This is a genomic window from Streptomyces tamarix, from assembly GCF_032423885.1.
Classification (GTDB): Bacteria; Actinomycetota; Actinomycetes; order Streptomycetales; family Streptomycetaceae; genus Streptomyces; species Streptomyces tamarix.
The window spans coordinates 102,802-113,763 of the sequence record NZ_JAWCTQ010000020.1; the positions used below are offsets into that span (position 1 = coordinate 102,802).

The 10,962-nt window shown below is 72.5% G+C and carries 7 protein-coding genes and 5 tRNA genes; 2 read left to right on the forward strand and 10 right to left on the reverse strand.

Annotated elements, in window-relative coordinates:
* Nucleotides 1–5 precede the first annotated feature (5 nt).
* A complete protein-coding gene (gene leuC / locus RND61_RS17740) occupies nucleotides 6–1,430 on the reverse strand; it encodes a 3-isopropylmalate dehydratase large subunit (protein ID WP_315878953.1) in 1,425 nt (474 codons plus the stop codon).
* A gap of 187 nt (nucleotides 1,431–1,617) precedes the next feature.
* Here leuC and ndgR point away from each other — a divergent pair, with 187 nt between their 5' ends.
* Entirely contained in the window at nucleotides 1,618–2,334 is a 717-nt protein-coding gene (ndgR, locus tag RND61_RS17745) for an IclR family transcriptional regulator NdgR (protein ID WP_046495934.1), read from the forward strand.
* Between the two features lie 149 nt (nucleotides 2,335–2,483).
* Here the strand turns inward: ndgR and RND61_RS17750 are convergent.
* From RND61_RS17750 to RND61_RS17790, 9 genes are all read right to left on the reverse strand, one after another.
* A tRNA-Glu gene (locus RND61_RS17750) sits at nucleotides 2,484–2,559 on the reverse strand.
* Nucleotides 2,560–2,581: 22 nt separating this feature from the next.
* Nucleotides 2,582–2,653 (reverse strand) — tRNA-Gln (locus RND61_RS17755).
* Nucleotides 2,654–2,671: 18 nt separating this feature from the next.
* Nucleotides 2,672–2,747 (reverse strand) — tRNA-Glu (locus tag RND61_RS17760).
* A 61-nt stretch (nucleotides 2,748–2,808) separates the two neighbouring features.
* Nucleotides 2,809–2,881, reverse strand: a tRNA-Glu gene (locus tag RND61_RS17765).
* Between the two features lie 21 nt (nucleotides 2,882–2,902).
* Nucleotides 2,903–2,974, reverse strand: a tRNA-Gln gene (locus RND61_RS17770).
* Between the two features lie 89 nt (nucleotides 2,975–3,063).
* The gene (locus RND61_RS17775) at nucleotides 3,064–3,783 is read right to left on the reverse strand and encodes an HAD family hydrolase (RefSeq protein ID WP_315878954.1); all 720 of its coding nucleotides are present in this window, start codon (nucleotides 3,781–3,783) and stop codon (nucleotides 3,064–3,066) included.
* Between the two features lie 213 nt (nucleotides 3,784–3,996).
* Nucleotides 3,997–5,511: a glutamate--tRNA ligase gene (gltX, locus tag RND61_RS17780; RefSeq protein ID WP_315878955.1), complete on the reverse strand. Its 1,515-nt coding sequence runs from the start codon at nucleotides 5,509–5,511 to the stop codon at nucleotides 3,997–3,999.
* On the reverse strand, nucleotides 5,504–6,292 hold the full coding sequence (locus tag RND61_RS17785) for a fumarylacetoacetate hydrolase family protein (RefSeq protein ID WP_315878956.1): 789 nt from the start codon (nucleotides 6,290–6,292) through the stop codon (nucleotides 5,504–5,506). The genes gltX and RND61_RS17785 overlap by 8 nt, the downstream gene beginning before the upstream one ends.
* 123 nt (nucleotides 6,293–6,415) lie before the next feature.
* Nucleotides 6,416–6,598 (reverse strand): hypothetical protein, encoded by a 183-nt coding sequence (locus RND61_RS17790; protein WP_315878957.1) that lies wholly within the window; start codon nucleotides 6,596–6,598, stop codon nucleotides 6,416–6,418.
* 590 nt (nucleotides 6,599–7,188) lie between these two features.
* Here RND61_RS17790 and RND61_RS17795 point away from each other — a divergent pair.
* A complete protein-coding gene (locus RND61_RS17795; protein WP_315878958.1) occupies nucleotides 7,189–10,959 on the forward strand; it encodes a sensor histidine kinase in 3,771 nt (1,256 codons plus the stop codon).
* The last annotated feature ends 3 nt before the right edge of the window (nucleotides 10,960–10,962 follow it).

Consider the following 10,962-nt stretch of genomic DNA (forward strand, 5'->3'; position numbering starts at 1 on the left):
GTTCTTCAGACCCCCGCGGGAGTGGTGGCGTCGGACAGGTCGGCCGGGGAGGCCAGGTGGCCGAGGACCGCGGTGGCGGCGGCGACCTGCGGCGAGACGAGGTGGGTGCGGCCGCCCTTGCCCTGCCGCCCCTCGAAGTTGCGGTTGGAGGTGGACGCGGAGCGCTCGCCGGGGGCGAGTTGGTCGGGGTTCATGCCCAGGCACATGGAGCAGCCGGCGTGCCGCCATTCGGCGCCGGCCTCCTTGAAGACCTTGTCCAGCCCCTCGTCGACGGCCTGGAGGCCGACGCGGGCGGAGCCGGGGACGACCAGCATCCTTACGCCGTCGGCGATTTTGCGGCCTTCGAGGACGGCGGCGGCGGCGCGCAGGTCCTCGATGCGGCCGTTGGTGCAGGAGCCGACGAAGACGGTGTCGACCTTGATGTCGCGCAGGGGCTGTCCGGCGGTGAGGCCCATGTACTCCAGGGCCTTCTCGGCGGCGAGCCGCTCCGAAGCGTCTTCGTACGAAGCGGGGTCGGGGACGGACGCCGAAAGGGGTGCGCCCTGGCCGGGGTTGGTGCCCCAGGTGACGAACGGGGACAGCTCGGCGGCGTCGATGACGACCTCGGCGTCGAAGACGGCGTCGTCGTCGGTGCGCAGGGTCTTCCAGTACGCGACGGCGGCGTCCCAGTCGGCGCCCTCGGGGGCGTGCGCGCGGCCCTTGAGGTACGCGAAGGTGGTCTCGTCGGGGGCGATCATGCCCGCGCGGGCGCCGGCCTCGATGGACATGTTGCAGATGGTCATCCGGGCCTCCATCGAGAGCTTCTCGATGGCGGAGCCGCGGTACTCCAGGACGTAGCCCTGGCCGCCGCCGGTGCCGATCTTCGCGATGATCGCCAGGATGAGGTCCTTGGCGGTGACGCCGTCGGGCAGCTCGCCGTCGATGGTGATGGCCATGGTCTTGGGACGGGCCATGGGCAGCGTCTGCGTGGCCAGGACGTGCTCGACCTGGGAGGTGCCGATGCCGAAGGCGAGCGCGCCGAAGGCACCGTGCGTGGAGGTGTGGGAGTCGCCGCAGACCACGGTCGTGCCGGGCTGGGTCAGGCCCAGCTGGGGGCCGACGACGTGGACGACGCCCTGCTCGACGTCGCCGAGCGGGTGGAGGCGCACGCCGAACTCCGCGCAGTTCTTGCGCAGGGTCTCCAACTGGGCGCGGGAGACGGGATCGGCGATGGGCTTGTCGATGTCGAGGGTCGGGGTGTTGTGGTCCTCGGTGGCGATGGTCAGGTCGAGCCGCCGCACCTGTCGGCCGCTCTTGCGGAGGCCGTCGAAGGCCTGGGGGCTGGTCACCTCGTGCAGCAGGTGCAGATCGATGAAGAGGAGGTCGGGCTCGCCCTCGGCGCGCCGGACGACGTGGTCGTCCCAGACCTTCTCCGCGAGTGTCCTACCCATCGCTTTCCCTCCGGCCGGCGGGTGAGCCGGCGATCTAGAGACATCTGCGCCGGCGCCCGGGTCTCCCCGTGATTCCACGTTGTGGACGGCGGCAGCGGACCGTGGATCCCGGGCCGCCCCTCCAGGTTGGCAAGATCCCGGGAAAATTGAACTTGCGTTTCACAGAGTGAGACGCGAGTATCGTTGCATGGACAACTCTAGCGGCGTCGGCGTTCTCGACAAGGCAGCTCTGGTTCTGAGCGCTCTGGAGTCCGGTCCGGCCACCCTCGCCGGGCTGGTCGCGGCGACCGGGCTCGCACGGCCCACGGCCCACCGTCTGGCCGTGGCACTGGAACACCACCGGATGGTGGCGAGGGACATGCAGGGACGATTCATCCTGGGCCCGCGGCTGGCCGAGCTGGCCGCCGCGGCCGGTGAGGACCGTCTGCTGGCCACGGCGGGCCCGGTGCTCACGCACCTGCGCGACGTGACGGGCGAGAGCGCGCAGCTCTACCGGCGCCAGGGCGACATGCGCATCTGCGTGGCGGCGGCGGAGCGGCTGTCGGGCCTGCGGGACACGGTCCCCGTGGGCTCGACGCTCACGATGAAGGCCGGCTCGTCGGCGCAGATCCTCATGGCCTGGGAGGAGCCCGAGCGGCTGCACCGGGGCCTGCAGGGCGCCCGTTTCACGGCGACGGCCCTGTCGGGCGTACGGCGCCGCGGCTGGGCCCAGTCGATCGGCGAGCGGGAGCCGGGGGTCGCGTCCGTCTCGGCGCCCGTGCGGGGCCCGTCGAACCGGGTGGTGGCCGCGGTGTCCGTGTCGGGTCCGATCGAGCGCCTGACCCGCCACCCGGGCCGGATGCACGCCCAGGCCGTCATCGACGCGGCCTCCCGCTTGTCCGAGGCGCTGCGCCGCTCGGGCTGAGCACCCGCTCGTACCTGTCCATGATCCTTCTGACATCCCCGGCTCACCGCTTCAACGCCGCAGCGGTGGGCCGGAGTTGTGTGTGGTGCTGGTCGTTTCGCGTCGGCAACGCGAGGAAGCCCTCCCCTGCTGGGGAGGGCTTCCTCGTGTGGTACCCCCGACCGGATTCGAACCGGCGCTACCGCCTTGAGAGGGCGGCGTGCTAGGCCGCTACACAACGGGGGCGTGGATCACTCGCGTGAACCCGCTGGCCTACCTGGACTCGAACCAAGACTAACTGAACCAGAATCAGTCGTGCTGCCAATTACACCATAGGCCACTGGTGGTTTAGACCAGTTGGTACCCCCGACCGGATTCGAACCGGCGCTACCGCCTTGAGAGGGCGGCGTGCTAGGCCGCTACACAACGGGGGCCCTAGCGATCCTGCATCGTGATCATCGGGTGCGACCCTGATGATCCCGCGGGAAGGATCTGTACCCCCGACCGGATTCGAACCGGCGCTACTGCCTTGAGAGGGCAGCGTGCTAGGCCGCTACACAACGGGGGCTTTGCAGATGAGCTCTGCGAGCTGGCCTACCTGGACTCGAACCAAGACTAACTGAACCAGAATCAGTCGTGCTGCCAATTACACCATAGGCCACCGGAACGCAACCCCCGAGGGAGATCTTGTTCGGCTCGCGCTCCGGGCTTCCGGCCTTTCGGCCCGCTTCCCTCGGCGCAGGAAGAACATTACCCGAAGGTGTCCGGCGCTCCAAAACGGGTATCGCCGCGGAGCAGCGCGGGAAGCTGGTGGAGGTCCGTGATCCGGGCCAGCTCGGGGCGTCCGCCGAGGCCCGAGCGGTCCAGCCAGACCCCGAGGAGGCCCGCCTCGGCGGCGCCCCGGGCGTCGATGTCGGGCTGGTCCCCCACGTACGCGACCTCGCCGGGGGCCAGGCCGAGCCTGTCGCACGCGGCGTGGAAGGCGGCGGCGTCGGGCTTGGACACGCCGATGTCGGCGGCGCAGAGCACCGCCTCGAACCGATCCCGCACGCCGAGGACGCGGAGCTTGCGGTCCTGGTTGAGGAGGGAGGAGTTCGACAGGACGGCGTGCCGGTACTCGGCGGCGAGGACGTCCAGCACGGGGACGGTGTCCGGGAACAGCTCCCAGGCGGCCTCGTAGTGCGCCAGGTACCGCTCGAACCAGGCGTCCGCCTCGTCGTCGCCCAGCGGGGCGCCGAGGAACGTGCGGACCCGGTCCCGCCGCTGCTCCTCCCAGGACGTCTCTCCGGCGGCGAACCGCGCCCAGTGCAGCACGGTCGCCTCCCGCCACCGCCGCAGGGCCTCCTCGGTGCCGCCGAACACCCCGTCCAGCCCCTCGTCCCGCAGGTGCCGGCGCATCCCGGCCCGGTCGGCGGTGGCGTAGTCGAAGATCGTGTCGTCGATGTCCCAGAGGACCGCGCGGATCGCCATACGGCGACGGTACCGCCGGAAGGGGGCCCGGCCGGGGGCCAGGGGTCACCTCCCGGAAGACGCCGTGCCGGCGCCCCCAGGACCGCGCGGATCGCCATACGGCGACGGTACCGCCGGAGAGGGGGCCCGGCCGGGGGCGCGTGCCGGGGCCGGGAAAGGCCGTGGGGGCGGCGGCCGTCGTGGCCGCCGCCCCCACGGAGCGTGTCCGATCGCCTACGGGGCGAGCTTCGCCAGGGCCGCGTCGATGCGGGCCAGGGTCTTCTCCCTGCCGAGGACCTCCAGGGACTCGAAGAGGGGCAGGCCGACCGTGCGGCCGGTGACGGCGACGCGGACCGGGGCCTGGGCCTTGCCGAGCTTCAGGCCGTGCTCCTCGCCCGCCTTCAGGACGGCGTCCTTCAGGGACTCGGGGCTCGTCCAGTCCGCGGCCTCCAGCTCGGCGCGGGCCGTGGTGAGCAGGGCCGCCGGGTCGCCCTTCATCGCCTTCTGCCAGGACGCCTCGTCCTCGACCGGCTCCTTCAGGAAGAGGAAGTCGACGTTCTGGGTGATCTCGGAGAGGACCGTCAGGCGCGTCTGGGCGTGCGGGGCGATCCGCTCCCACGCCTCGCGGTCGAAGTCCTCGGGCGCCCAGGGGGCGTGCGGGGCCCGGAGCCAGGGCTCGCAGGCGGCGATGAACGCCTGGACGTCCAGCATGCGGATGTGGTCGGCGTTGATCGCTTCGGCCTTCTTCAGGTCGAAGCGCGCCGGGTTGGCGTTGACGTCCGCGACGTCGAACTTCTCGATCATCTGCGGGATCGTGAAGACGTCCTGGTCCGCGGAGAAGGACCAGCCGAGGAGCGACAGGTAGTTCAGCAGGCCCTCGGGGAGGAAGCCGCGCTCCCGGTACAGGTTCAGGGAGGACTGCGGGTCGCGCTTGGACAGCTTCTTGTTGCCCTCGCCCATGACGTACGGCAGGTGGCCGAACTCCGGGACGGACTTCGCGACGCCCAGGTCGATCAGCGCCTTGTACAGGGCGATCTGGCGCGGGGTGGAGGACAGCAGGTCCTCGCCGCGCAACACGTGCGTGATCTCCATCAACGCGTCGTCGACCGGGTTGACCAGCGTGTACAGCGGGGCGCCGTTGGCGCGGACGATGCCGTAGTCCGGGACGTTGTCCGGGGTGAAGGTCAGCTCGCCGCGGACCAGGTCGCGGAAGGTGATCGGCTCGTCGGGCATGCGGAAGCGGACGATCGCGGCGCGGCCCTCCGCCTCGTACGCGGAGACCTGCTCGGCGGTGAGGTCGCGGCAGTGGCCGTCGTACCCGGAGGGCTTGCCGGCGGCGCGGGCGGCCTCGCGGCGCTCGTCCAGCTCCTCGGCGGTGCAGTAGCAGCGGTACGCGTAGCCGCCCTCGAGGAGCCGGTCGGCGACGTCCCGGTAGATGTCCGTGCGCTGCGACTGGCGGTACGGCGCGTGGGGGCCTCCGACCTCGGGGCCCTCGTCCCAGTCGAGGCCGAGCCAGCGCATGGCGTCGAGGAGCTGCTGGTAGGACTCCTCCGAGTCGCGGGCCGCGTCGGTGTCCTCGATGCGGAAGACCATGGTGCCGCCGTGGTGCCGGGCGAAGGCCCAGTTGAACAGGGCGGTGCGGACCAGGCCCACGTGGGGGTTGCCGGTCGGCGAGGGACAGAAACGTACGCGGGGGGGTACCCCCTGCTCCAGCGGAGCCGAGAGCTTGGGGGAGTTCGCGTTAGCCACGCTTGATCACCTTGTTGGTGAGAGTGCCGATGCCTTCGATGGTGACGGCGACCTCGTCGCCGACGTTGAGGGGGCCGACCCCGGCGGGGGTGCCGGTGAGGATGACGTCACCGGGGAGCAGCGTCATGGCCTCGGTGATGTGGACGACCAGGTCCTCGATGGAGCGGATCATCTCGCTCGTACGACCGAGCTGGCGCTGCGCGCCGTTGACCGTGCACTGGATGGCCAGGTCGCTCGGGTCGAGGTCGGTCTCCACCCAGGGGCCCAGCGGGCAGGAGGTGTCGAAGCCCTTGGCGCGGGCCCACTGCTTCTCGCGCTTCTGGGCGTCGCGGGCGGTGACGTCGTTGGCGCAGGTGTAGCCGAAGACGACGTCCTTGACGCGCTCGCGCGGGACCTCGCGGCACATGCGGCCGATGACGACGGCGAGCTCGGCCTCGTGGTGCAGTTCGTTCGAGAAGGAGGGGTACTCGATGGCGTCGCCGGAGCCGATCACCGAGGTGGTGGGCTTGAAGAAGGCGACGGGTACCTCCGGGACCTCGTTGCCGAGCTCCGCGGCGTGCTCCGCGTAGTTGCGGCCGATGGCCACGACCTTGTTGGGGAGCACCGGCGGCAGGAGCCTGACCTTGCTCAGCGGGACCTTCGTACCGCTGAGTTCGAAGTCGGTGTACGGAATGCCCTTGATGATGTCGAGGACGAGGTCACCCTCTGCGCCGGGGGCGCTCCCACCCTCGACCGCGCCGAAGGCGACATTGCCGTCGATGGAGAATCTGGCGATGCGCACGGATGCGTGTGCCCCTCACTGAGCTGGCTGGAGTCTGACGCTCCAGGCTAACGCGGGAGGGGCGGGGGACCTGCCCTACGGTGGTGCGCGCTCCCCGCTCGCGGGCCGCGCGCACCGGCGGCGTCAGCGCTCCGCGGGGGCCGGGGCCTCCATCAGGACCGTGCGGCGCGGGTTGGCGGTGACGGAGGGCAGCCCGGTCGCCTGCTCCGGCAGGGCGCCGCGCTCCAGCCCGGCCGCGTCCCCCAGGTGGGCGAGGGTGGTACGGCGGGGGTTGGCGGTGCTGCGGATCGTCATCGTCGTCTTCACGGTGGCTTCAGACCTCGTCGCTCGGCGTTGCTCGGCTCGGGTGGACGCGGGGCGCCCTTGACGGGCGGCCCGTCCTCGGTAACGCGTCAGGCTAAACATCGTGTTCCCCGCCAATACCGCGAAGAGGCCGCCGTTGGCATGTGAGTTTGCTCACCACCGACCACGCAAGTCGGACATTCCGGATGATCGACCGGGGTGACGAAAAGGGACATCACGCCACTGAACGCTTTATTCCGCCGCTGATCATCTCGACTGGGGCACCCTCCACGCGTAAGCGACTCGTTCGAGAAAGTCCGTTTCCTCCCTGATAGCTTTCTACTGCATGTGAGTGAGTCATCACACCTGGTGACCCCGTTCGCGGGGCCGGCCACCGCCCTTGTTGGAGATCCGGCACTGTGCTGGAATTCCACGCACCGCCGCGATGGAGACCGGCGAGCTGGGGCGCAAAGGCAGCGCCGAGCGGCGGTGGGGAAGGGGGATTCCGCGCCGGTCACCGACGACCACCGAGGGGCGCACTCGCGCTCCCACGACGCCGACACCGTCCTGTCCGTTCGCGCGGAGGGACGCCTGGTCCAGAGGTTGCGACGCTAGTGCAGGGACGTTTCAAGAGGGATGGCAGCGCTGCGGCGGAACAGGAGCCGCGCGGCGGGACCGACCGCGGCTCCTCGCCCCAGCACACCCACGACCCGGGACCGGCGGTCGCCGGGAACGGCGGCGGCCGCTCCGGCCGCGCGGCAGGCGCGGCGGCCGGGGCCGAGGCGGCAGGTGCGGCGGGCGGCGGCAAGGGCGGGAAGCCCGGGCGGCGCGACAAGGCGGGCAGGTCGGCCAAGCCGGGGAAGGAACCGAAGGCCGCGGCGCCGGGCGACACCGGCTCGCGAATAGCCCTGCGCAACTGGCGCATCAGCACCCGGCTCGTCTCCCTCCTGGCCCTGCCCGTGGTCGCCGCGACCTCGCTGGGCGGACTCCGCATCCAGGAGTCGATGGAGAACATGGAGCAGCTGGACCACATGCAGCTGCTCACCAAGCTCACCCGCGAGGCGCACCACCTCGCGCAGGCGCTCCAGGAGGAGCGCGACCTGTCGGCGGGCCCGAAGGCCAACGGCTACGCCGACGACAACCTGACGATCAAGACGCCGCGCGACAAGACCGACGCGGCGCAGCGGGCGTTCCTGAACGCCACCGACGAGATCGGCGACACCCAGGAGGACGAGGCGCTGGCGAGCATCCGCGCCAACGTCACCCAGATCGCCAACCAGGTCGTCACGCTCGGCACGATCCGCAAGGACGCCTACGCCAAGAACCAGATGTCCTCCGCGACGGTCGGCAAGTACAACCGGCTCATCGAGTCGCTGCTCACCCTGTCGCAGGACATGGCGCAGGCCACCAGCAACCCCGAGATGATCAAGCGCACCCGCGCGCTGGCGGCGTTCTCGTCCGCCAAGGAGTACGCCTCCATGCAGCGGGCGATCATCGCCGCCGCCCTGCCCAAGACGACGAAGAACAAGGCGAAGCTCAACGAGAACGACCGGCAGTACGCCGAGGACGCCCGCGTCAACGAGAACGCGGCCCTCAAGTCGTTCCGCTCGATCTACGAGTCGGCCGGCGGGGACGCCACCGACCTGCTCGGCCCGCTGAACTCGGGCAACCCCTCGATCCAGGCCGCCGACCAGTACGCGGACCGCGTGCTGCGCGAGCCGAACGGGCTCGAGCGGGCCGAGACCCGTACGTTCCTCGACTGGACCGACGAGGCCGAGACCAAGCTGCGCGCCATGGAGACCATCGAGGCCACGCTGCTGGGCGAGATGGAGAGCAAGGCCCGTGAGCTGCGCCAGGAGGCGCAGCGCGACGCGATCGTCAACGGCGCCCTGATCATCCTGGTCCTCGGCGTCTCGCTGATCGGCGCCTTCGTGGTGGCCCGCTCCATGATCACGTCGCTGCGGCGGCTCCAGGACACCGCCACCAGGGTCGCCCAGGAGCGGCTGCCCCAGCTGGTCAAGCAGCTCTCCGAGGCCGACCCGCAGGACGTCGACACGTCCGTGGAGTCCGTCGGCGTGCACTCGCGCGACGAGATCGGCAAGGTGGCCGCGGCCTTCGACGACGTGCACCGCGAGGCGGTCCGCCTCGCCGCCGAGCAGGCCCTGCTGCGGGGCAACGTCAACGCGATGTTCACCAACCTCTCGCGCCGCTCCCAGGGCCTGATCCAGCGTCAGCTTTCGCTCATCTCCGAACTGGAGTCCCGCGAGGCCGACCCGGACCAGCTCTCCTCGCTGTTCAAGCTCGACCACCTCGCCACCCGCATGCGCCGCAACGGCGAGAACCTCCTCGTCCTCGCCGGCGAGGAGCCCGGCCGCCGGTGGACGCGGCCCGTGCCCCTCGTCGACGTGCTCCGCGCCGCCGCGTCCGAGGTGGAGCAGTACGAGCGCATCGAGCTCGCGTCCGTGCCGGCCACCGAGGTCGCCGGCCGCGTCGTCAACGACCTCGTGCACCTGCTGGCCGAGCTGCTGGAGAACGCCACGTCGTTCTCCTCGCCGCAGACCAAGGTGCGCGTCACCGGCCACGCGCTGCCCGACGGGCGCGTGCTGGTCGAGATCCACGACACCGGCATCGGCCTCTCTCCCGAGGACCTCGCCGCGATCAACGAGCGGCTCGCCTCGCCGCCCACCGTGGACGTCTCCGTCTCCCGCCGCATGGGTCTGTTCGTGGTCGGCCGCCTGTCGCTGCGGCACGGCATCCGGATCCAGCTGCGCCCCTCCGACTCCGGTGGTACGACCGCGCTGGTCATGCTGCCCGTGGACGTCACGCAGGGCGGCAAGAAGCCCGGTGGCCCCGGTGGTCCGGGCGGGCTGCCGCAGGGCGGCTCCGGCCAGGGCGGCCGGACCCCCGGCGGCCAGGGCGGGATGCCCGGCGGCGGACGGCCCGGTCCGGGCGGTCCCGGCCAGGGCGGCGCGCCGCAGAACCGGCTCGCCGCCGGCCTCGCCGGTGCGCGCGGCCAGGTCGGCGCCGCCGGCGGCGCCCGCGCCGCGCTGCCGGGCCGCGACGACCCGGGCGGGCGCCCGGGCGGCGCGCAGGGCGGTGCGCCGCAGGGCGGCGGGCTGTTCGGCGGGTCCCAGGGCGGGCAGCCCGGCCGGGACGGCCGCGGCCAGGGTGCCGGGTTCCCCGGTGCGTACGGGGACCAGGGCGGCCAGGCGCCGCAGGGCGGTCCGGCCCGGGGCGGTCCCGTTCAGGGCGGCGCGCCGCAGGGCGGTCCCGCCGCGCGGGACGGCATCCCGTCCCGCTCCGACGTGTGGCAGGGCGGCCAGGCCGGGCAGGCCCCGCAGGGCGGCCAGGGGCAGCAGCGCCAGCAGCAGCTCCCGCCCTCCGGCGGCCCGCGCGCCGAACTCCCCGGCGGCCCGCAGCGCTCCGCGCGGCCCCAGCCCGGCGGCTGGGCCGGCGACCAGGGTGTCCCGCGCTCCCCGCTGGACGTGCCGCGCGGCCACGAGGAGCACGAGGCGACCGGCCGGTTCGCGCGCCCGGCGGCGGACCACCAGGGCCCGGGCTCCACGGCCGAGTTCCCGCGCCCCGACTTCGACGGGCCGCGCCCGGACCCGGGCGTCCCGCAGGGCGGCCGGGAACCGCAGGACCCGGCGGCCACCGCGGCGATCCCGCGCCCGGACTTCGGCACCCCGCGCCCGGACTTCGACGCCCCGCGCCCGGACTTCGACGCCCCGCGCCAGCCGGTCGGCAGCCTGCCGCCCGCCGGCGCCGGCGACGGCCGCACGCCGCTGTACGACACGCTGGAGACCAACTGGTTCCACGGCCAGCAGGAGGGCCGGAACGGCGCCCCGCAGGGCCCGGCGCAGGACCAGGGTCAGGGTCAGGGCGGACGGCACCAGGGCCGCCCGGCCGGCGAGTCCTACCCGGCGCACGACCAGACGATGCCCACTCCGGTCGTACCGCAGCCACAGCAGCCCGCGTACGGCCGCCCGGCCCCGGCGGTGCCGCAGCGCGCCGGCCAAGCGCCGGGCCAGGGCCAGGGACCGGCCGGCCAAGGCCAGAACCAGGGCCGCGAGGCCGCGTCGACGGGCTGGCGTGCGACGCCCAACGACGAACTGGTCCGCCAGGCCGAGCGCGTGCGCAAGCCCGCGGCCGGCGGCGTCACGACCTCCGGCCTCCCCCGCCGGGTGCCGCGCGCCAACCTGGTGCCGGGCACGGCGCAGGAGCAGCCGCTCCAGTCCGGTCCGCAGGTCTCCCGGGCGCCCGACGACGTGCGGGGCCGTCTGACGAACCTGCGGCGCGGCATCCAGCAGGGACGTCAGGCCGGGTCCGGCAACACCGGCAGCTTCCATGTCGGCCCCACTCACCAGCAGGAGCGTGAGTTTTGAGCG